This window comes from Pedobacter suwonensis, from assembly GCF_044762335.1.
GTDB lineage: Bacteria > Bacteroidota > Bacteroidia > Sphingobacteriales > Sphingobacteriaceae > Pedobacter.
On record NZ_JBIWEB010000013.1, the window covers coordinates 1 to 20,404 of the forward strand.

The following is a 20,404-nucleotide window of genomic DNA, read 5'->3' on the forward strand; positions in this document are numbered from 1 at the left end:
TAAATAAGCATAAATTAAAGCTATTCATAAGAAGCTGAAAAAAATCAACTTTTGCTATAAACAAAAAGAGGGAGCCTTTTTAGACACCCCCTTTAACTTATATATAAACATTATAATAGTAACTTCATCATTTAAGATTCAGAAATCACTTAATTATTATTATTTGATTGCATAAAAATTAACTCCAAGATATGAAAATCCATGCTGTAAGTAAGGATAATCATTTTTGTTAATAGTATATACGTGATCTCCACCACCAGCGTTGGTATAATATACATGAACAGGTGAAGAGCCCGCTACCTGAGAAGGGTATGCGTAAAAGTTTACACCTAAATATGTATATCCGTTTTGTTCATAAGGGTAATCATAGCGATTAATTGTATAAGTATGATTTCTATTAACAGAATGATAAAATACATGAACAGGCAATGAACCAGGAACTTGAGAGGTAAATGCACGAAAACCTGTACCAAAATCAGAAAAGCCGTTTTGAGCGTAAGGATAATCATTTTTATTAATGGTATAAACATGATTATTATCTTTAGCACTATAAAATACAGTTACAGGATCTGGTGTTAACTTATATTCATGTTCAATATAATATTGGGCAATATAATTCTTAACCTCTGCCTTTTTAACTGGATCACCAATTAAATCTTCTATAGGTATTAAACCATTTTTCCCAATTTTAATTAATACAGCATTATCAATATTGCAACTACTCTGCCAAGCAGCAACTGTTAACTTTTGAGGTGAATTATCTAATGTAATATCGCCGATCAAACCTTTTGTTCCATCACCCCCAATAGATCTATAATGTACAGTTTGATTAAAATTAGAATTTGCTTCAACCTTATTAACTTCAATATCCGCTGTAACATTAACAATAGATAATAATCCATTATATTTTAGACCGGCTTTGGAAGCTTCCTCTCTTTTTGAATTATTTGTTTGACTTTGGTAGTTAAAATCAAATCTGGCACCAAGGGTAATATCCGTTAGTACATGGGTACCATATTTCGCGATCAATTGTTGAGCAGATAGGCTAGATACGTCTGATTTAAACTTGTCTGTAAGATAATTTTCTCTTATATTAGCAGCCGTCGAGAATATCTGCATACTCTTTTGTTCAATTATTTTTCTAGCTGAAGCATAAATATATTTAGATGAAGAGCTATCTTTTCCAGCAAAAGATAAGTTTAATTCTCCTTTGAATAATCCAAAAACGTCTGGTGAAGCAGAATATTTTTGTGATAACCTCTTTGAATAACTGGAACCATTTTCTCCAAATGTATAATCATAATAATCAACTACACCCAGTTTAGGTAAATAACTGCCTGGATCCTGAGCCACAAATTTTTCAATGTCAATAACCTGAAATCTTGTCGATTCTTTTTCCGCAAACAGATCAGTTACATCATAACCATATCCTAAAACATCATATTTTTTATCACCTGAATATGCTATTTTGCCGTGATTATTTTTTAGCCCTTTCTCTTCGGCAAGTTCATTTTTCTTGCAACTGCTAAATGCCGCTGTAATCACACACAGCATGCAAATAGCCTTTAATTTGTAATTGTTTTTCATGTAAGTATTTGTTATTTTTTTTTACAAAACTACCGACAAGAAAAATCAATTATGATAAGGCCAGATTATCATATTTCCAATTATTATTATTTTAGAATAGAATTAAATAGTCTGGAGCATAAAACATATGATTATATATCATCAAATCTAAAAAGACATTAATACCTTAACTTCAGCCTATTTTCGATCATTCCAATAGAATCCTTCCGATTAATTAATACTGGCATTGCATTTAATCTCTGTTTTAAGATACTGGCACTTTTCTGAGACTGCGCTTGGATTTTTCCATTAATCAAAGCAATTGTGGCCTTTAAACAGGGTTCTTCCGTATCACCTAATATCGGATTGTCAGGCATAATAATATTGAGATCAGGTTCCATTCCATTAAAGTAATCAGACCATCCCTGGGCATTTTTAATGAGAAAGCTACTTAGGTAAACATTATATTGATCAATATTAACTGCAAAGAAGCCAACTGGTTTTCCGTATGTCTTTTCACCTATTAACCTAACGTTGAAATAAGGTTTAAGACAACTGATCAATAATTCGCTGGCTGAAGCTGTCTGACCGGACACGATAATATACACTTCTTGTATTGATTGCAAACTTCCTTTTTTACTGAATTTATACGTATTGCCACTTTCTGTATAATCAACGTCGGCAAGTGTTGCCAGGCGACCATTATGTATAACGGTTCTTCCGTTTTCATCCAGATAAGGCTGATGACGAAGAATTGTTGCCTTCGCACTTTGGAGTGTTTGATTAAACTGTTCTGAATACATTACTTTACCATTTAATGTAATGGGAGCGATTAAATTAGCAACATACTCCGCTGTTTCTACATAGCCGCCGCCATTAGCACGTAAATCTAAAACCAGGTATTTTGGCTTATCCGTAGCTATTTCATCAAAGACCTGATCTAATTTGGATTCGGCATTGCTTAAAGATGGGAATGAACCTAAGGCTACATAAGCAATTACTTTTTCGTTTAAATGAATAAGACGTTTAGCTAAAACGGCTTCTCCATTTATTAACCCGCCCCGATTCCCTCCGCCAGTCGTTCTACCTGGCTGGAGGTATGAGTATTTCGGTAATTTATTATAAGTCGAAAGTTCAAATGGCTTACCTGTTGCCTGATTAATTTTAAATTGGGAAATATCGTAAAGTTCGCTTCTAAATGCACTTATTTCAGATTGTACATCGTTATACCTTTCTCTTGGCCTAAAAGTAGTGTAATCGGGCAGTGCGTCATTCCATAAATAAATCTGTTTAGCGTACAAAAAAATAGAATCGAGTGTAAACTCTGTTCTTGTCCCAGTAGTTGGAGACACAATCTCATCTTCGTTTTTAACAGTAGCTAATTCCTTTTTGCAAGAGGAATAAAATGACACCATTAATAAAAAGATGATGAATTTTATTGATATCCTAAAAAATGGATGTTTATTATTATAAGTTTTCAATTTTATAAGCGCGAGATTTGAATAAATTAAAACCATTTATAAGAAACATTATTTTTTTTCCATAAATTAAATCCAAGGCAAATAAACATATTTAATTTGTTAATTTTGACAATCCTGTATTATCACAATGTATTTATTAATACATAATAATTATATCAAGTAAAAATACAGTTTATTACTGCTTCTCAGGGATGTTGGATATAGGGATTACTTTAAGAAAGTATAGAAATAAATATAAGTACACACAGCAATGCGCAGCTGATGTAATCGGAATAAGCAGGGTTGCTTACAGAAAATGGGAAAACAATGAAGTTGATTTTTCTCTTTCACAGCTTGGTAAAATAGCCGAACTTTATGAAATTTCCATTCAGGATATTATCATCCAATCAGGATTTAAAAAGGCTAGAGTAATTTCCCAAAAAAAGAAAGCGCACCAATATTTTTGATATAGCATTTCACTTTAAGGTCAGCGAGTTATAATCGAATCGCTTCTATTGAATCATCTTTGGTAATCAGTTTACAAACACAAGCCAAATTGAAGTCGCAATATGCTTCTAAAAATTTCTTATACTTATTAGGCTTAAACTTTACATCGTTGTATTTTACTTCATAGGCCAATCCTTTGTTGAGCTGCTCTTCTACCACAAAATCTACTTCATTACCATCAGCCGTGCGCCAGAAATGCAGATGATCGGCATCATACAATTGCCTTAACCTGCAATAAACATAATTTTCCAGCAATTCACCTTTATCAGACCTATCGTTTAACTTCGAAAAATTATTTAACAAGGCATTACGCAAGCCGTTATCGTTAAAATAAACCTTTGGCATTTTGGTTAGTTCTTTCCGCACATTGCCGTAAAATGGAGAAAGCAACCGAACAATAAACGTTTTTTGCATCAGGTAAATGTAATTCTCTGCCGTAGAACTTGCCATCTGCAGGGTATTACCCAACTCATGGTTATTCACCAAATTGCCGGTTTGATCGGCTAACAACCTTGCCAGCTGAAAAAACTTGAGTTCTTCCTTGATTCCTGCTTCCAAAGCATCTTTTTTCATATAACTGTTTACGAGCTCTTTAAGCATTTCCTGCTTTTCTTGTTCTGTATCAGCCAAAACAACAGCCGGATAACCACCGTAAATCAAATATTCATCGAAAAGCGCATTTATACGGCTACGCTGTAGTCCCTGGTAAGTAACTCGTTTTTTCATTTGTTCCCACTCAGTAATTAATCCATCTTCACCTTTAAAATGGAGAAACTCATCAAAGGCCAAAGGAAAAAATTCGAATACTTTTTTCCTACCGGCCAGGCTATCTTTAAAACTTTTATCAATGTAAAAGGCGCTACTTCCCGTCGCAATGATTTTTAATTTTGGCGAGTATTTATCGTATAAAAGCTTTAAAAATTTACTGGGGTCTTTTGCATACTGAACTTCATCAATAATAATATACAATCGTTTATCTGCTGGTAAATCAGCTGGTAACAGTGTATAGTTAAAAATATTTTCGGCATGCTGATTTACAGCCTCTAAAATGGTAGGATCTTCAAATGTAAGAAAATAAACCACTTCTTTATCTCTTTCTAGCTGTTCTGCCAATTGCTTAACAAGTGTAGTCTTCCCTATCTGCCTTGAACCTATAATAATGGTATGCTGAGGTTTGACTAAGTGATTTTTTAACGATTTTAAAGCCGCTGATCTCTCCATAATGATAAATATCAAAAATACAAATATCGATAATTTTAAGATAACAAATTAAAATTATACGATATTTTTAAGTTGAAAACTAAAAATTATCCGATATTTTTAAGTTAATTAATTTGTTAGCATAAAAAAAGTGGCCCTTTTGAGGCCACTTTAAATCATATGTTTTAAACTAATTAAAGCTTTCTTGCTACTTCAACTTGTTCGTAAGCTTCTACAATATCACCAACTTCGATGTTATTAAAGTTTTGAATATTTAAACCACACTCATATCCTTTAGATACTTCTTTCACATCATCCTTATAGCGTTTTAAAGATGCCAACTCACCTGTATACACTACAACACCATCTCTAACGATACGGATTTTGCTGTTACGGGTAATCTTACCATCCAATACCATACAACCTGCAATGGTACCGACTTTTGTAATTTTGAATGTTTCGCGAATCTCCACGTTAGCCACAATTTTCTCTTCAAATTCTGGATCCAACATACCTTCCATTGCCGATTTAATCTCATTGATCGCATCGTAAATGATAGAATATAAGCGGATATCTATCTGTTCAGCCTCAGCCAGTTTACGTGCACCTGTTGACGGACGAACCTGGAAACCGATAATAATTGCATCTGAAGCGGAAGCCAGCAATACATCAGATTCTGAAATCTGACCAACACCTTTACTGATGATATTGATCTGGATCTGCTCTGTAGATAATTTCAGTAATGAATCTGATAACGCCTCGATAGAACCATCCACATCACCTTTAACAATGATATTAAGTTCTTTAAAGTTACCGATTGCTAAACGACGACCAATCTCATCCAAAGTAATGTGTTTCTGCGTACGTAAGCCCTGCTCACGCTGTAACTGCATCCGTTTGTTTGCAATATCACGTGCTTCGGTTTCACTTTCTAAAGCATTGAAACGATCACCTGCTGTAGGCGCACCCTGCATACCCAAAACCTGTACCGGTTGTGATGGACCTGCTGAATGAACCTTAGCACCACGTTCATTGGTTAACGCTTTTACACGTCCACTGTAGCTACCTGCTAAGATTGGATCTCCAACTTTTAAGGTACCGCCCTGAACCAATACGGTAGTTACAATACCACGTCCTTTATCTAAGGCCGATTCGATTACCGTACCTGTAGCACGTTTATTCGGATTGGCTTTCAGCTCTAATAACTCAGCTTCTAATAAGACCTTATCTAAAAGCAAATCGACATTTAAGCCGCTTTTGCTTGAGATTTCCTGCGATTGATACTTACCACCCCAATCCTCAACCAGGATATTCATCACCGATAATTGCTCACGTACCTTATCTGCATTGGCACCTGGTTTGTCTACTTTTGTGAAAGCAAATACCAATGGTACGCCCGCTGCCTGTGCGTGGTTGATAGCCTCTTTTGTTTGAGGCATCACTGCATCATCCGCTGCAATAACAATAATGGCAATATCGGCTGCCTTGGCACCACGTGCACGCATCGCCGTAAAGGCTTCGTGACCCGGAGTATCCAGAAAAGTTACTTTTTTACCTGAAGGTGTAGTTACCATGTAAGCACCAATGTGCTGGGTGATACCACCGGCCTCACCAGCCACCACATTTGCTTTACGGATATAATCCAGCAATGAAGTTTTACCGTGATCGACGTGCCCCATAATCGTTACAACCGGAGCTCTTTCAATTAAATCGGCCTCATTATCTTCTTCCTCAATTACATTGTCCTCCTCTTCATCTGGTTTTATGAATTGAATTTCATAACCAAACTCATCGGCCACGATGGTTAAGGTTTCAGCATCTAAGCGTTGATTAATGGAAACAAACATACCAAGACTCATACAAGTACCAATAATTTTGGTAACCGGTACATCCATCATGTTCGCTAACTCATTAGCTGTAACAAACTCTGTTACTTTTAATATTTTCGACTGCGATTCAAGCTCATTTGCCGCTTCCTCTGCATTAAATGCTACGTCATCACGTTTCTGACGACGCAATTTAGCACGTTGTGCAAATTTACCAGATTTACCCGCACCACTTAAACGGGCAAGAGTTGCTTTGATCTGATCTTGAATTTCTTTCTCAGTAGGTTCTTCTTTAGGCCCGCTTGGTGTAGCGTTTCTATTTTGGAAACCTGGTCTGTTATTGTTATTTCTATTTCCCTGATAAGGCGTTCCACCCTGTCCGGCTGGTCTGTTACCCTGGTACGGTGTACCGCCACCTTGCCTGTTGCCCTGATAAGGCTGGCGAGGCTGACCTGGTGCCCCCCCCTGACCTGCAGGGTTATGCTGGCCTTGCTGGCCCTGACCACCTTGTTGACCTGGTTGTCCGGGTGCTCCCGGGGTTTTCTTACGTTTACGCTTACGTTTAGCAGCTTCACTATCACTAGATGATGCTACCGGACCGTTTCTCCTATCCGGCGTTGTTGGTAAAACAATTTTACCAATAATATTCGGACCTGTTAATTTAACAGTACGTGCTTTAATTACTTCAGGCTCGTTGCTTACCGGTTTTGCTTCAGCTGGTTTCTCCTCGGCTTTAGGCTGTTCAACCGGTTTCACAGGCTCAGCTGCTTTGGCTACTGGTGTTTCCGCAACTGGTGCTGATACAACAGGAGCTTCTTCTTTTTTAACCTCAACTGGTTTTTCTTCCACTTTGGGTTGTTCAACCGGCTTTACAGGTTCTGGCGCTTTAACTGCTGCTTGTTCTGCAACAGGCGGTGATGCAACAGGTGTTTCATCTTTTTTAGCCGGGCGTGTTTTTGGGTTAAGATCATTTAAATCGATCTTTCCTACAATTTTAACCCCAGGTAATCCGGTTTCTTCAGCTTTATTTTCTTTTACTGGTTCTACTGCTGCCGCAGGTGCTGGTGTTGGCGCTTCAGCTTTAGGCGTTTCTACCGCCTTAGGTTTTTCTACCGGCGGGGTAAATGATTGAGCATTTTTAATTAAAATCTCCTCATTTTTCTCAAAATCGGCATTTTTTTTCGGCGCTTCTACTGGCTTCTCAGTTTCAGGCTCGTCGCGACGTATTTTACCAATCACTATTTGTTTGGCTTCTTCTCTTACGATCTTATCTCCCTGATACTCTTTCAATAAGGCATTATACATCTCACCCGTAAGTTTAAACATAGGGCTCTTCTCGGCAGAGAAGCCTTTTTTGTTTAAAAACTCAACGGCTGTACCCATGCCTATATTAAGTTCTTTAATAGCTTTAATTAAAATGATTGGTTTGTCGTCTGACATTTAGCTCCTGTTATTTTTTATAATAAAACAAAAGTAGTGTTTATTTGGCAATTACACCACTTATTCAAATTCTGACTGTAAAATCTGAACCACTTCTTTAATGGTTTCTTCTTCTAAGTCGGTGCGTTTTACCAAATCTTCTACTGTAAGTGCTAAAACACTCTTAGCAGTATCGCACCCGATAGCCTTTAATTCATCAATGATCCAGCTATCAATCTCATCTGAGAATTCTTCTAAATCCACATCCTCGTCACTTTCTTCACCTGCTTCACGGTAAACATCAATTTCATAACCAGTTAATTTACCCGCCAGTTTAATGTTATGTCCGCCACGTCCGATGGCCAATGAAACCTGATCTGGTTTTAAGTAAACCGATGCATGTTTGGTTTCATCATCCAATTTGATAGATGTGATTTTAGCCGGGCTTAAAGCACGGGTAATGTATAATGAAATATTATTAGTGAAGTTAATCACGTCAATATTTTCGTTTTTCAACTCCCGAACGATCCCGTGGATACGTGATCCTTTCATACCCACGCATGCTCCAACCGGATCAATACGGTCATCGTACGATTCAACCGCAACTTTAGCACGCTCTCCCGGTTCACGAACAATTTTCTTGATGGTAATCAAACCATCGAAAATTTCCGGAACTTCCTGCTCGAACAAGCGTTGTAAAAATTCTGGTGCCGTTCTCGAAATAATAATTTTTGGATTGGCATTGATCATTTCAACTTTAGAAATCACTGCTCTTACAGAATCACCTTTTTTGAAATAATCAGCAGGAATCTGCTCGGTTTTAGGCATTAAAAGTTCGTTACCTTCATCATCTAAAACCAAAGTTTCTTTTTTCCAAACCTGATAAACCTCGCCGGTTACAATTTCACCAACACGATCTTTATATTTCTTGAAAATTTCATCTTTCTCTAATTCCAAAACTTTAGAAACGAGTGTTTGGCGTGCAGCTAAAATCGCTCTGCGACCGAAGCTTTCCAGCGTAATCTGCTCAATATAATCATCGCCAACTTCTAAGGTCGGATCAAGTTTGTGTACATCAGCAAGTTCGATCTCTAAATCATCATCCTCAGAAAATCCATCCTCCATTACTTTTCTCGTTCTCCAGATCTCCAAATCCCCGTTATCAGGATTCACAATTACATCACAGTTCTCGTCTGTTCCGTATTTTTTACGCAACATGCTACGAAAAACTTCTTCCAGCACACTGATCACCGTTGGGCGATCTATATTTTTGAAATCTTTGAACTCTTGAAAAGAGTCGATCAAATTAATTGTTGTAGTACTCATTTTACTTAAATGAAATTAACACACTTGTTTCTAATATATCATTAAACGGAACATCTGTCTGAATTGCTACCGCCTTTTTCCCTTTTTCTTTAACCGATTCTTCAATCAGCAGATTATTTTCTGTAACCACTAGCAGTTTCCCTTCTTTTTTTGACCCTTCTTTAAACTTAATACTTACTGTACGGCCAACATTTTTATTGTACTGACGGATTAATTTTAAAGGCTCGCCAACGCCCGGGGAAGAAACTTCTAAATTATAAGCCTGCTCTATTGCATTCTCTTCTTCGAGATGAAAACCAACATGCCTGCTTATGGCTACACAATCCTGTATGCTAATACCTTCGTCGCCATCAACATGAATAATCAATTTATTGTTTGGCAACATTTTCACATCAACCAAAAACAGTTCTGGCCGATCTGCAATTTTTTCCTCTACGAGGGCTGCAACTCTCTTTTCTACCTGCATATTTCAACCTGATTTCATAGAAAAAGGGGACATTGTCCCCTTCTCTTTTCTTCGATTACGATGCAAATGTAGTAATTTTTTGTAAAAAATCAAACACCTGCACGAATTATTATGCTGATTATTACCGTTTAAGTGTTTGCTGCTGTGCTTTTAAGTTCTGCTTACCCTTTCCCTTAATAAGATCGCTAACAGTCGCAAATTTTACCCCAATGTAACTTTCTACCAGGTACTCCTTACCCTTTGAAAAAGGCCGGTCAGGACTAAACACAAGCGAATCGCCTAATATTCTGATCTCTCCAGGCACTTCCCGCTCATCCTGAATACTATCCAGATCGCCTGGCCTGATCAAAACCGAGATCAAATTGACGGTATCAGTTTTGCTCCTATAAGCATTTCTAACCTGCAAAAGGCTCGCCTCATCAATATTCTTAATGATGATCGAAGTGCTATCTCCAGAAAACTTAATCACCGGTTTATTGTTTCTATTCGAACATGAAAACAGGGATATGGAAACCCAAAGTATAGCCGAATAGGTAAAATAGCGTTTATACATTTACAAAAATAACAATTATGAGATTTATTATTGAAATCCTGCTAACAGGACTGGCGTTTTTTATAGGCGCAAAACTAGTGCCGGGGGTAAGTATTGATGGCTTCGGAAATGCCATTATCGCTTCAGTGCTGATTGCACTTGCAAATGCAACAATTGGGTTCATCCTAAGGCTATTAACTTTCCCAATCAATTTTTTAACCCTGGGATTGGTATCATTTATCATCACCGTTTTAATGATTTTACTGGTTGATAACATGATGACCTCTTTCAATACATCAGGCTTTATTGCTGCAGCATTTTTAGCGGTTGTGGTTGCTTTGATTAAGGCTGTATTTAGTGCCATTGCGGGAGAGAAGGAATAAGTTGAGAGTTTGGAGTTGAGAGTTTGGACAAGTAACTCCAAGCTCCCAACCTCAAACTCAAAACTAACGAATAACCTCTCTTGATATCACCATTTTCTGGATCTCAGAGGTACCTTCGTAAATCTGGGTAATTTTTGCGTCTCGCATCAACCGTTCTACGTGATATTCTTTAACAAAACCATAACCGCCGTATACCTGTACAGCTTCTACAGTTACATCCATAGCCACTTTCGAAGCAAACAACTTCGCCATGGACCCCTCCTGTGTATAGGGCAAACCCTGATCTTTTAGCCAGGCAGCCTTATAAACCAACAACCTGGCGGCTTCAATCTGCGTCGCCATATCAGCAAGTTTAAAAGCAATAGCCTGATGCTCAGCAATGGGTTTCCCAAATGATTTACGCTCTTTTGCATACTGCGTTGCCAATTCGAAAGCGCCTTGTGCAATACCCAAAGCCTGGGCCGCAATACCAATCCTTCCTCCTTCTAATGTTTTCATGGCAAATTTGAACCCAAAACCGTCGTCACCAATTCTATTTTCTTTTGGCACTTTAACATCGTTAAACATCAACGAATGCGTATCAGAGCCACGGATGCCCAGCTTATTCTCCTTTGGCCCAACAGTAAACCCCTCCATTCCTTTTTCTACGATAAAAGCATTTATACCTTTATGTCTTAATTCGGGATGGGTTTGTGCAATAACCAGGTAAGTTGATGCGGTACTTCCGTTTGTGATCCAGTTTTTGGTACCATTAAGCAGATAATAATCTCCTTTATCTTCGGCTGTTGTACGTTGCGATGTGGCATCAGATCCGGCTTCGGGCTCTGACAAGCAAAAAGCGCCTATTTTTTCGCCGGCAGCCAGCGGCTTTAGATATTTTTCCTTTTGGGCTTCAGTACCGTAGGCTTCTAAACCGTAACAAACCAATGAATTATTTACCGAAACCACAACAGATGCAGACGCATCTATTTTTGAAAGCTCTTCCATAACCAGCACGTAAGAAATGGCATCAAGTCCGCTTCCGTTATATTTTTCATTCACCATCATCCCTAAGAAGCCGAGTTCTCCAAGTTTTTTTATCTGCTCGGCCGGAAATTTCTGATGCTCATCTCTTTCAATTACGCCAGGCTTTAATTCTTGCTGCGCAAAATCGCGGGCAGCTTGCTGAATCATTAATTGCTCTTCACTTAATTCAAAATGCATAACATTTATGTATAAAAGGTTAGTAAATCAAATGTAGCATTTCTGATTGAAATTACTATGGCTGCATAGTAATTTATTTTTAAACTCATTGGATGTTGTAATGGTATATTAGTAAAGATCTATTGCTTTAACCAGATGTTTCTTTTATTTTTTGAAAAGCAAGAGCAGGAATTAAGGGGCTCCGATAGCCCTTCCCTTTGCTTTACCGGTGAAACCTGTGAAACAAACATGCACACAAAAAAGTAAAAGAATAGTGCATAAACCGGGACAACGCTGCCGGTCAGGTTTATTAACAAAAAGGCAGCTGTACTATTAAGCCAACGAAAACCATATAGCAGCAATAAAAGATTTGTTTTTTATTTAGTGTTATGGACTGCGTTCACAAGGGAAACGGCATCCCTTTTGGTTAAGATGAAAAACAAACTTAAACTCCCTAAAACCAGAATTAGCAAAAACTGTGAGGAATGAATAATGGTTGAGTAAGCTAAGCCATCTTTAAAAGATATGCCATACAATACCAGTGACTGGGCAACCATCCAATGAAAAACACCGATACCGCCTTGAACAGGTGCCGCCATAGCAAAACCAGAAAATACAATTGCTGTAAATGCAGCATTTAAATGTAAATCTGAAGTACTTGGAATGGAAGAAAAAGCAAAATACATAGAAAGCAAGTAGAAAGCCCAAATACCAAGGGTGTAGGTTAGGAACAAACCTTTTTTTTTCAACTTGCTGTAAGAGCCAAAACCCTGACGAAGATTTACAAAAATGCGTAAGAATTTTTTACCAAATTTTTGACGGAGAAAATAGATTGAAATAACAATGAGCAGCAATATAACGGCACTAAAACCAACCAACCACCAATAGTTAACCGCATTTAATTTTTTAGCCAGATTGAGATATATGGTTTGATAAAGGAAGTCGGCTACGATATCATATTGAAAGATCAGCATCGCCAAACTAGTCAGAAAAAGCATCACTACATCAAACAGCCGCTCGGTAATTACAGTTCCAATAGAGGCAAACATAGGTACCTTTGCTGCTTTACGAATAACGGAACAGCGACCAATTTCGCCAAAACGCGGCAAAGCCAGATTGGCCAGGTAACCGATCATTACTGCGTGGTACGCATGCCAAAAGCCTACATTATAATGAATAGATTGATATAACATTTGCCAGCGCAAAGCCCGCAACACGTGGGCAATTAAAACCGCAATGGCAGAAATAATTACCCAAAAGTAATTAGCTGTTTTAATTTCCTGCCAAATCTTTTCTAAATCCTGACCCCGAAAAGCTAAATACAACACCCCTATTCCTATTAAAAACAGGATGATAAATTTTAGCGCTGTTTTAAGGTCGAATGTCACAAGGTTATTTTAGCAAATGATTATTATCATCAGGGAAAACCAATATTGGATTATATTTTTTGGCCTCTTCTATTGGCAATGCACCGTATGACATAATAATGAGCACATCACCTAGTTGAGCCAAACGGGCTGTTGCACCATTTAAACAAATGGTTCCCGTTCCGCGCTCACCTTTTATTACGTAAGTTTCGAAACGTGCACCATTATTATTATTTACAATCTGCACCTTTTCATTAGCAATAATGTTAGCCGCATCCATCAAATCCTCATCTATCGTAATACTGCCTACATAATTCAATTCGGCTTGTGTTACCCTAACACGGTGTATTTTCGATTTTAATATTGTGATAACCATTTGGCAAAGTTAGTAATCAGTTTGGAGTTTCACACTAAAGGAAGACGTAATATGGAAAATGGATGATGGTTGGTTATATACGTCATGAAAAGAGTCATACATGATCGTTCATAGTAAATAGCTTCAGGGCCCCTGCCGTTAACCATAAGACGATGAGCAATTATCTTACACCTCTTTCATCTTACCGCGCCTATTTTCCATCACTTTATAATCATATTATCAATCAATCTCGTTGAACCCACCTTTGCAGCAACCAGGGCGACCAAGTTATCTTCATCTTTTGATTTGGCCGGCTCCAGTGTATTGCCATCGGCAATGGTAAAATAATCGAGTTCAACCACTTCTATGCCCTGATAGCATGCTTTTGCCTTATCTACCAGTTCTGCAAGTGGATATTCATCAAAATGATCAACAACGAACTGCAGCGATTTACTCAAGACAAGTGAATGCAGGCGTTCATCGGTTGATAAATGGATATTCCTGCTGCTCATCGCTAAACCATCATCTTCGCGGATAATAGGACAGGTAATAATGGTAATAGGCAATTTAAAATAAGACAGCATATTTTTAATCATCAATACCTGCTGGAAATCTTTTTGTCCGAACATTGCCACATCGGGTTCTACCGCATCAAACAATTTTTTTACAATCTGCGTTACGCCCTGGTAATGGCCTTTTCTAAACTCGCCTTCCAATAAAAATTCGGCTTTACCTAAATCTATATGCCATGCCTCATCAGCACCATTCGGATACATCTCTTCAACATTTGGCATAAACACAGCGTTACAGCCGGCATCGGCCAGCATCGCCAGATCATGCTCGATCGGCCGTGGGTATTTTTCCAGATCTTTAGGATCGGTAAACTGTGTAGGATTTACAAAAATACTGCAGATGATAACATCTGCATTTTGCTGGGCCAGTTTGATCAGTGAGATATGGCCGTTGTGCAGAGCGCCCATGGTGGGCACCAACGCTATTTTTTTAGCTGAAGCTTTTAATGGCTGCAAAAAAGCCTTAAGCGCTGCTTTGGTTTTAAATATTTCCAATTTTGGACAATCTAAATTAAAGCTGTAAAGGTGTAAATTAATCTAAATGAAACCAAACAAATGCTTGCTATATTGATAAATAGTATTATTATGCTTACCTTTGCAGCTCATTATCTTTTATTTAACTTAATATTTTCTTAAAATATGGAGATGGCAAAAACGAAGCTGCTGATTGTTACACACGAGATGTCGCCTTTCCTCGAGCTTACTAAAATTTCTGAAATTACGCGCCAATTGCCACAGGCTATGCAAGAAAAAGGATTCGAAATCCGCATCTTGATGCCAAAATTCGGTAATATCAACGAAAGAAGAAATCGTTTACACGAAGTAATCCGCTTATCGGGAATGAACATCATTATTGATGACAACGATAACCCTTTAATCATCAAGGTAGCCTCCATCCCCGCTGCACGCATGCAGGTTTATTTCTTAGACAACGAAGAATATTTCCAACGCAAACAGGTATTCAGAGATGCCAGCGGAAAATTTTTCGATGACAATGATGAACGCACGATTTTCTTCTGCAAAGGCGCATTAGAGACGGTTAAAAAATTAGGTTGGGCACCAGATATTGTTCACTGCCATGGCTGGATGAGTGCTTTGGTTCCTGCTTACATTAAAACCACTTACAAAAACGATCCTACCTTTAAGAATTCAAAAGTAGTTTATTCTGTTTATGAGGATGGTTTTACAGAAAAATTGAATGCAAATTTTGCTACCAAAGCAGTGATGGCCAATATGACGGAAGATGACACTAAAGCATTTTTGCCATCTGACTGTGACAGCATGCACATCGGTGCTATAACCCACTCAGATGCAGTGGTTTTAGGAGACGAAAACCTAAACCAGGATGTGTTAAAATTTGTTAAAGATTCCAATAAGCCAACATTAGCTTTTAACTTAACCGAGAATTTTGAAAACTTCTATAACTTCTATGAAGAGATTTCAAATGATGAATTGGTTTCAGTAGCTTAATCAGGTATTATTATTTTAAATATGAAATTTACAAAACAAGACTTATTAACCCTGTTGATAAGTCTTTTTCTTTTTGCATCATGTAAAAACCCAGATGGCGTTGGCTTAGATGTTGACCCTAATACGGCTATTACCGGAACTTTGGTAGTATCTCCTATTACCACACAACTTGTACCAGAAGCGGCCGCTAATACTTCAGGGCTGAACCGCTATCCGTTAGGTTACATGACCGATCCTGTTTTTGGTAAAACAGAGGCAGGTATAGCGATGACTGTTTATCCGGCAAGCACTAGTTATGATTTTGGAACGGCACCTCAACTTGACTCAGCCGTTTTAGTATTAAAGTTTGACGAAACGAGCACGGTGACCAAATTTTATGGTGACACCACAAATTCTAAATATAGCATAGATGTATTCCAATTGGCCAATAAGATAACCAATTATAAAAGTTCTGATGTTCAGTCTATCAATAATACTTTATTAGGCAATTTTACCGGCAAACTGGCTCCAAATACAAAACGAAAGGTATATGATATTGTTAGCGGCAAAGCCGATACTTTAAAAACCGTACCAGCTCAGATCAGAATACCGCTAAACAAGGCATTTATACAAAACGCCATACTTAATCAGGGTACCGCAGGAACAGCGACAGAAAGCAAGTTTATAGAATCTTTTAAAGGTTTGTATGCACAGGTTAATAAAACATCTTCTACAGGCGTTGGCGGGATTGCATTCTTTAACTTTTCGGGAACTGACTCGTACCTGCAACTGGTTTGGAAAAAGACGAATACTTCCAATGGCGTAGATACTGCAACTGTAAATTTCCCTATTGGAAAAATGGTTTCAAACGGTACTGGTGGTTCTTTTATTTCGGGTATAGCCGCCAATATTAAACACGATTATACAGGCACAGAAATAGAGAAACAAATTGCTATCCCAACTCCAACTGATCCAAAACAGCAATATAATGTCACTTATTTACAGGGCTTAGTTGGTGTAAAAACCAAATTGAATTTCCCTGAACTGGCAAACTTTAGGGGTACTTACGGGAAAGCAGTTATCAATAAGGCAGAATTGGTTGTAGAAATTGGAGAGAGTGCACCTGCATATCCTTTTAATGCAGCACAACGGCTTTCTTTATACCGTTGGGACATTGCACAGCAGCCTGCGAACATACCTGATTACACAACATTTTCAAGTAGCACTTCTGGCGGTGCTGCACTTTTTGGAGGTTATTTCGATTCGTTAAAGAAACGTTACATCTTTATTGTAACCAGTTACGTACAAAGCCTGATCGACAAAAACATGGAAGACTATGGCACATTCCTGGCGCCTACATCTTATACTGATTTTCAGATTGTGCCAAGTGCCACATCTGCTGAAAGATCGGTTATAGGTGCTGGCAGTACAACCCCAAATAAGATCAAGTTAAATATTTATTATACTAAGATTAATTGATAATTTTCATGAGATCATCAGAACTCCTGTCTGTAAACCGGCAGGAGTTTTTTTGTTTTAAATTAAAATTAAGCGCATAAAAAAAGCTACCTCTCATCAGGTAGCCTTTAAAAATCACTTTAAATTCCTGATTAAAACGGAAGATCACCGTTTTCATCTGAAGGGCCAATTGTAAATTCATCATCAATTTTAGTTTCAGTGTGTTGATGGGCAGGCGTTGTCGGATTTTGCTCAAAATCGCTTTTTCTACCCAACATGGTAAAGTTCTCTGCAACGATTTCAGTTACATATTTTTTTACCTTTTCTTTATCTTCAAAGGATCGTGTTCTTAGTTTGCCCTCTATGTAAACCAGTTTGCCTTTTTGCAGGTATTTGGAGGCGACCTCGGCCAATCCACGCCATAATACAATATTGTGCCATTCTGTTTGCTCTACTCTCTTACCGTCTTTGTTGTATGTTTCCGATGTAGCTAATGGAAAGCTGGCTACTGTTACGCCACCGTCTAAATGCCGTACTTCAGGGTCTTTGCCTAAATGGCCTACTAAAATAACTTTGTTAATCCCAGACATAAATATTTTTGGTTAGTTGTTTTCTTTTACAAATGCGCCATGTAAAATGGTTATTATTCCATTTTGTCCTTATAAAAATATTCCTGAACAAAATCATGGATTACTTTTGGCTGCGGCAACTCATCTAATTTATTCAAAGAAACCCAATTAAGTTCCTTTTGTTTATTAAAGTTAAATATATAATTTTTTAATGCAAAAAATTGCACATGGATTATTTGGTGTGTTAAAACGTGTTTTTTAGCACTTATCAAACTAAATTCGGCATGATTGCCAAATACCGATTTTACCTGATCAATGAATAATGAATCTTTCCATTCATATTGTTGAGTCGTTTCTATACTTGGGAAATCATATAAATGCTGCCAAACATCACCCGCCTGCCTCTCTCTGATCAACACCCTATCGTCTTCAAAACAAATAAAATAATTGATGTATCGATGTTTCTGTGCGGCTTTACGGATTTTAACCGGTAACGCATTTACCTGATCATAATTGAAAGCATAACAATCCTGACTGAGGGGACAAATGCCACAATTGGGCGATTTTGGTTTACACTGTATTGCCCCAAACTCCATAATAGCCTGGTTGTAAAGGGCAGGATCTTCTCTATATAACAAATCGTTCGCCAAAGCATAAAACTCTTTTTTACCTGAAGGGCTATTTATTGGAGTAGCCAAACCATAAAACCTGGACAGCACCCTAAACACATTTCCATCTACCACAGCCCGTGCTTCTCCTGAGGAAAATGAAGAGATTGCTGCAGCAGTATACTCACCAATTCCTTTCAATTTTATGAGCTCATCATGCAGATTCGGGAAGATTCCACCATAATCCTGCACCACAATACGGGCTGTTGCATGCATATTCCTTCCTCTGGAATAATAACCCAAACCCTGCCAAAGCTTTAGAACTTTGGCTTCTGTTGCATGGGCAAAGTCGGTAACTGTAGGGAAATTTTCCAAAAACCGATTGAAGTATGGAAGCCCCTGCTCTACTCTGGTTTGTTGTAATATAACCTCTGATAACCAGATGGTATAAGCATCATTAGTGTGCCGCCATGGCAGGTCCCTTTTATTGATCAGGTACCAATTGATGAGTTCATTTTGAAATGTCATTACCGCAAATTACGGTCTATTTATCCAATTAAAAAAAAACTTGCAATAGCCTGATAAGTCTGCCGATAAAAAAATCATCTTTTATTTCCCTATCTCATTAAAAAGCAATACTTTTGCAACCCCAAAACAGTAGTAATATTAAAACATAATATATAATAAATAATAAAATATGACTAAGGCAGATATTATTTCAGAAATATCAACAAAAACCGGAATTGAGAAGGTTGATGTACAGGAAACAGTTGAGGCATTTTTCAAGGTTATCAAAACCAGCATGATTGGCGGTGAAAATGTATACGTTAGAGGCTTCGGGAGCTTTGTTGTTAAAAAGAGAGCGCAAAAAACTGCGAGAAATATCTCAAAAAACACTGCAATAATCATCCCTGAACACTTCGTTCCTAGCTTTAAACCAGCAAAAGTATTTGTTGATAAAGTGAAAAGTAATTCAAAAAAAATTAAAGTAGAAGCCTAAGTCTTAATATATGAATAGCAACATCAGATCAAAACAAACCATTGTTATTGGAGCGATTGTATTGCTTGTTGCGTTCTTATTTACCAGAGACATTAAGGGTTTGGTTAAACCAACGGAAGAAAATGGAAAAATGCCTTCAAGTGGCCAAATGGCCGGAGCGGCATCTCCATCAGCATCGGTACTAAACCTCGAAACTTCCTCTACAGCTGCAAAGAATGTAATCAATAAAAATTTGGCTACAGATATTACAGCTTTAGAAAACAGCTACAAAGGCGCAAATGGCACAGAAAAGATTCAATTTGCCAAACAATTGGCCCAGAAATGGGACGATGTTGAACAAATTACCCCATCTGCCCTGTATTTAGAAGTTGTAGCCGAAGGCGAACCATCCACAAAATCGTGGTTAGCTGCCGGAAATCAATTTATAAAAGCTTTTGAGAGCACACAAGACAGCTTAGCGCAGCCTGCTTTACTGCAAAAAGCGAATATGTCTTACAAAAAAGCATTAGAAAAGGACTCTACAAACATTGAAGCTAAAACAGGCTTAGGTGTAACCATAGTAAACGGCTTGGGCGCACCAATGCAAGGTATTGCAATGTTGTTGGAAGTTGTGGCTAAAGAACCTAAAAATGTAAAGGCCAATATGAATTTAGGGTTGTTCTCGATAAAATCAGGTCAGTTTGACAAAGCAATTCCCCGTTTTAATACGGTAATTGCTACAGCTCCGACCCCTGAAGCCTATTTTTATTTAGGAACAGCTTTAGAAAATTTAGGCAGAAATAAAGAAGCAGTTGATGCTTACCTATCAAGCAAAAAATTAGCGGCTAACCCAACCTTATCTTCTTTTATTGATAAGAAGGTGGCTGAACTAAAGAATAAAAATTAATTAACAGATTAATAAAAACATTTAAAACTTAAAACTATGCCAAGCGGTAAAAAAAGAAAAAGACATAAAATGGCTACCCACAAACGTAAAAAACGTTTAAGAAAAAACAGACATAAGAAAAAATAGTTTCTTATTTTGATTGAGCCAGTTAAACCTCATAGCAAACGCTATGAGGTTTAAACAATTTATATGATTTTTAAATTGTATATCTTTCTGGCTACGTCACTGTTTTTATTTACTATCCATTTGTTAATGGGCGAAAGCCTTAAATCT

At 37.6% G+C, this 20,404-nt stretch carries 19 protein-coding genes; 6 read left to right on the forward strand and 13 right to left on the reverse strand.

The features are described from left to right. Positions 1-159: 159 nt before the first annotated feature. Positions 160-1,587, reverse strand: a complete 1,428-nt coding sequence (locus ACIQXP_RS18025) for an MAC/perforin domain-containing protein (RefSeq protein WP_387506526.1) — start codon at positions 1,585-1,587, stop codon at positions 160-162. A gap of 158 nt (positions 1,588-1,745) precedes the next feature. Further along, positions 1,746-2,981, reverse strand: coding sequence for a S41 family peptidase (locus ACIQXP_RS18030; RefSeq protein ID WP_387506529.1), 1,236 nt, complete (start codon positions 2,979-2,981; stop codon positions 1,746-1,748). A 257-nt stretch (positions 2,982-3,238) separates the two neighbouring features. Between ACIQXP_RS18030 and ACIQXP_RS18035 the strand changes: the two genes are divergently transcribed. After that, positions 3,239-3,493 (forward strand): helix-turn-helix transcriptional regulator, encoded by a 255-nt coding sequence (locus ACIQXP_RS18035; RefSeq protein WP_387506531.1) that lies wholly within the window; start codon positions 3,239-3,241, stop codon positions 3,491-3,493. A 28-nt stretch (positions 3,494-3,521) separates the two neighbouring features. Here ACIQXP_RS18035 and ACIQXP_RS18040 read toward each other — a convergent pair whose 3' ends face one another. From ACIQXP_RS18040 to ACIQXP_RS18060, 5 genes are all read right to left on the reverse strand, one after another. Continuing rightward, positions 3,522-4,754: an ATP-binding protein gene (locus ACIQXP_RS18040; RefSeq protein ID WP_387506533.1), complete on the reverse strand. Its 1,233-nt coding sequence runs from the start codon at positions 4,752-4,754 to the stop codon at positions 3,522-3,524. A 173-nt stretch (positions 4,755-4,927) separates the two neighbouring features. Then, entirely contained in the window at positions 4,928-7,999 is a 3,072-nt protein-coding gene (gene infB, locus ACIQXP_RS18045; protein ID WP_293742748.1) for a translation initiation factor IF-2, read from the reverse strand. Positions 8,000-8,059: 60 nt separating this feature from the next. Beyond that, a complete protein-coding gene (gene nusA / locus ACIQXP_RS18050) occupies positions 8,060-9,304 on the reverse strand; it encodes a transcription termination factor NusA (protein ID WP_090503332.1) in 1,245 nt (414 codons plus the stop codon). 1 nt (position 9,305) lies between these two features. Continuing rightward, positions 9,306-9,770: a ribosome assembly cofactor RimP gene (rimP, locus tag ACIQXP_RS18055; RefSeq protein ID WP_293742747.1), complete on the reverse strand. Its 465-nt coding sequence runs from the start codon at positions 9,768-9,770 to the stop codon at positions 9,306-9,308. 121 nt (positions 9,771-9,891) lie between these two features. After that, positions 9,892-10,323 (reverse strand): hypothetical protein, encoded by a 432-nt coding sequence (locus ACIQXP_RS18060; protein WP_293742746.1) that lies wholly within the window; start codon positions 10,321-10,323, stop codon positions 9,892-9,894. 17 nt (positions 10,324-10,340) lie between these two features. Here ACIQXP_RS18060 and ACIQXP_RS18065 point away from each other — a divergent pair, with 17 nt between their 5' ends. Further along, positions 10,341-10,685, forward strand: a complete 345-nt coding sequence (locus ACIQXP_RS18065) for a phage holin family protein (RefSeq protein WP_134204319.1) — start codon at positions 10,341-10,343, stop codon at positions 10,683-10,685. Positions 10,686-10,748: 63 nt separating this feature from the next. Here ACIQXP_RS18065 and ACIQXP_RS18070 read toward each other — a convergent pair whose 3' ends face one another. From ACIQXP_RS18070 to panC, 4 genes are all read right to left on the reverse strand, one after another. After that, on the reverse strand, positions 10,749-11,888 hold the full coding sequence (locus ACIQXP_RS18070) for an acyl-CoA dehydrogenase (RefSeq protein WP_387506537.1): 1,140 nt from the start codon (positions 11,886-11,888) through the stop codon (positions 10,749-10,751). A 356-nt stretch (positions 11,889-12,244) separates the two neighbouring features. After that, a complete protein-coding gene (locus ACIQXP_RS18075) occupies positions 12,245-13,255 on the reverse strand; it encodes a lysylphosphatidylglycerol synthase transmembrane domain-containing protein (RefSeq protein ID WP_293742744.1) in 1,011 nt (336 codons plus the stop codon). Positions 13,256-13,259: 4 nt separating this feature from the next. Further along, complete coding sequence (gene panD / locus ACIQXP_RS18080; RefSeq protein ID WP_134204325.1) at positions 13,260-13,610, reverse strand: aspartate 1-decarboxylase; 351 nt, start codon at positions 13,608-13,610, stop codon at positions 13,260-13,262. 200 nt (positions 13,611-13,810) lie between these two features. After that, the gene (gene panC, locus ACIQXP_RS18085) at positions 13,811-14,656 is read right to left on the reverse strand and encodes a pantoate--beta-alanine ligase (protein ID WP_293742743.1); all 846 of its coding nucleotides are present in this window, start codon (positions 14,654-14,656) and stop codon (positions 13,811-13,813) included. A 150-nt stretch (positions 14,657-14,806) separates the two neighbouring features. Between panC and ACIQXP_RS18090 the strand changes: the two genes are divergently transcribed. Together ACIQXP_RS18090 and ACIQXP_RS18095 are read left to right on the forward strand one after the other, a co-directional pair. Then, entirely contained in the window at positions 14,807-15,631 is an 825-nt protein-coding gene (locus ACIQXP_RS18090) for a glycogen/starch synthase (protein WP_293742742.1), read from the forward strand. Positions 15,632-15,652: 21 nt separating this feature from the next. After that, a complete protein-coding gene (locus ACIQXP_RS18095; protein WP_387506540.1) occupies positions 15,653-17,089 on the forward strand; it encodes a DUF4270 domain-containing protein in 1,437 nt (478 codons plus the stop codon). A 131-nt stretch (positions 17,090-17,220) separates the two neighbouring features. On the opposite strand, the gene ACIQXP_RS18100 is transcribed toward ACIQXP_RS18095, so the two are convergent. Both ACIQXP_RS18100 and mutY read right to left on the reverse strand, forming a co-directional pair. Further along, on the reverse strand, positions 17,221-17,658 hold the full coding sequence (locus ACIQXP_RS18100; RefSeq protein WP_134204333.1) for a single-stranded DNA-binding protein: 438 nt from the start codon (positions 17,656-17,658) through the stop codon (positions 17,221-17,223). Between the two features lie 53 nt (positions 17,659-17,711). Next, positions 17,712-18,773: an A/G-specific adenine glycosylase gene (mutY, locus tag ACIQXP_RS18105; protein WP_387506544.1), complete on the reverse strand. Its 1,062-nt coding sequence runs from the start codon at positions 18,771-18,773 to the stop codon at positions 17,712-17,714. A gap of 169 nt (positions 18,774-18,942) precedes the next feature. On the opposite strand from mutY, the gene ACIQXP_RS18110 reads away from it, so the two are divergent. Beyond that, the gene (locus ACIQXP_RS18110; RefSeq protein ID WP_055909222.1) at positions 18,943-19,245 is read left to right on the forward strand and encodes an HU family DNA-binding protein; all 303 of its coding nucleotides are present in this window, start codon (positions 18,943-18,945) and stop codon (positions 19,243-19,245) included. 10 nt (positions 19,246-19,255) lie between these two features. Further along, a complete protein-coding gene (locus tag ACIQXP_RS18115; RefSeq protein ID WP_293742738.1) occupies positions 19,256-20,131 on the forward strand; it encodes a tetratricopeptide repeat protein in 876 nt (291 codons plus the stop codon). Positions 20,132-20,404: the final 273 nt, after the last annotated feature.

What these genes read in the sequence shown, in the direction of transcription:
- ACIQXP_RS18070 (WP_387506537.1), bottom strand. Translation starts at nt 11,888, where the DNA reads ATGCATTTTGAATTAAGTGAAGAGCAATTAATGATTCAGCAAGCTGCC.
- ACIQXP_RS18035 (WP_387506531.1), top strand. Translation starts at nt 3,239, where the DNA reads ATGTTGGATATAGGGATTACTTTAAGAAAGTATAGAAATAAATATAAG.
- ACIQXP_RS18025 (WP_387506526.1), bottom strand. Translation starts at nt 1,587, where the DNA reads ATGAAAAACAATTACAAATTAAAGGCTATTTGCATGCTGTGTGTGATT.
- ACIQXP_RS18115 (WP_293742738.1), top strand. Translation starts at nt 19,256, where the DNA reads ATGAATAGCAACATCAGATCAAAACAAACCATTGTTATTGGAGCGATT.
- ACIQXP_RS18065 (WP_134204319.1), top strand. Translation starts at nt 10,341, where the DNA reads ATGAGATTTATTATTGAAATCCTGCTAACAGGACTGGCGTTTTTTATA.
- ACIQXP_RS18030 (WP_387506529.1), bottom strand. Translation starts at nt 2,981, where the DNA reads ATGGTGTCATTTTATTCCTCTTGCAAAAAGGAATTAGCTACTGTTAAA.
- ACIQXP_RS18060 (WP_293742746.1), bottom strand. Translation starts at nt 10,323, where the DNA reads ATGTATAAACGCTATTTTACCTATTCGGCTATACTTTGGGTTTCCATA.
- ACIQXP_RS18110 (WP_055909222.1), top strand. Translation starts at nt 18,943, where the DNA reads ATGACTAAGGCAGATATTATTTCAGAAATATCAACAAAAACCGGAATT.
- ACIQXP_RS18100 (WP_134204333.1), bottom strand. Translation starts at nt 17,658, where the DNA reads ATGTCTGGGATTAACAAAGTTATTTTAGTAGGCCATTTAGGCAAAGAC.
- ACIQXP_RS18090 (WP_293742742.1), top strand. Translation starts at nt 14,807, where the DNA reads ATGGCAAAAACGAAGCTGCTGATTGTTACACACGAGATGTCGCCTTTC.
- infB (WP_293742748.1), bottom strand. Translation starts at nt 7,999, where the DNA reads ATGTCAGACGACAAACCAATCATTTTAATTAAAGCTATTAAAGAACTT.
- ACIQXP_RS18095 (WP_387506540.1), top strand. Translation starts at nt 15,653, where the DNA reads ATGAAATTTACAAAACAAGACTTATTAACCCTGTTGATAAGTCTTTTT.
- rimP (WP_293742747.1), bottom strand. Translation starts at nt 9,770, where the DNA reads ATGCAGGTAGAAAAGAGAGTTGCAGCCCTCGTAGAGGAAAAAATTGCA.
- mutY (WP_387506544.1), bottom strand. Translation starts at nt 18,773, where the DNA reads ATGACATTTCAAAATGAACTCATCAATTGGTACCTGATCAATAAAAGG.
- ACIQXP_RS18040 (WP_387506533.1), bottom strand. Translation starts at nt 4,754, where the DNA reads ATGGAGAGATCAGCGGCTTTAAAATCGTTAAAAAATCACTTAGTCAAA.
- nusA (WP_090503332.1), bottom strand. Translation starts at nt 9,304, where the DNA reads ATGAGTACTACAACAATTAATTTGATCGACTCTTTTCAAGAGTTCAAA.
- panD (WP_134204325.1), bottom strand. Translation starts at nt 13,610, where the DNA reads ATGGTTATCACAATATTAAAATCGAAAATACACCGTGTTAGGGTAACA.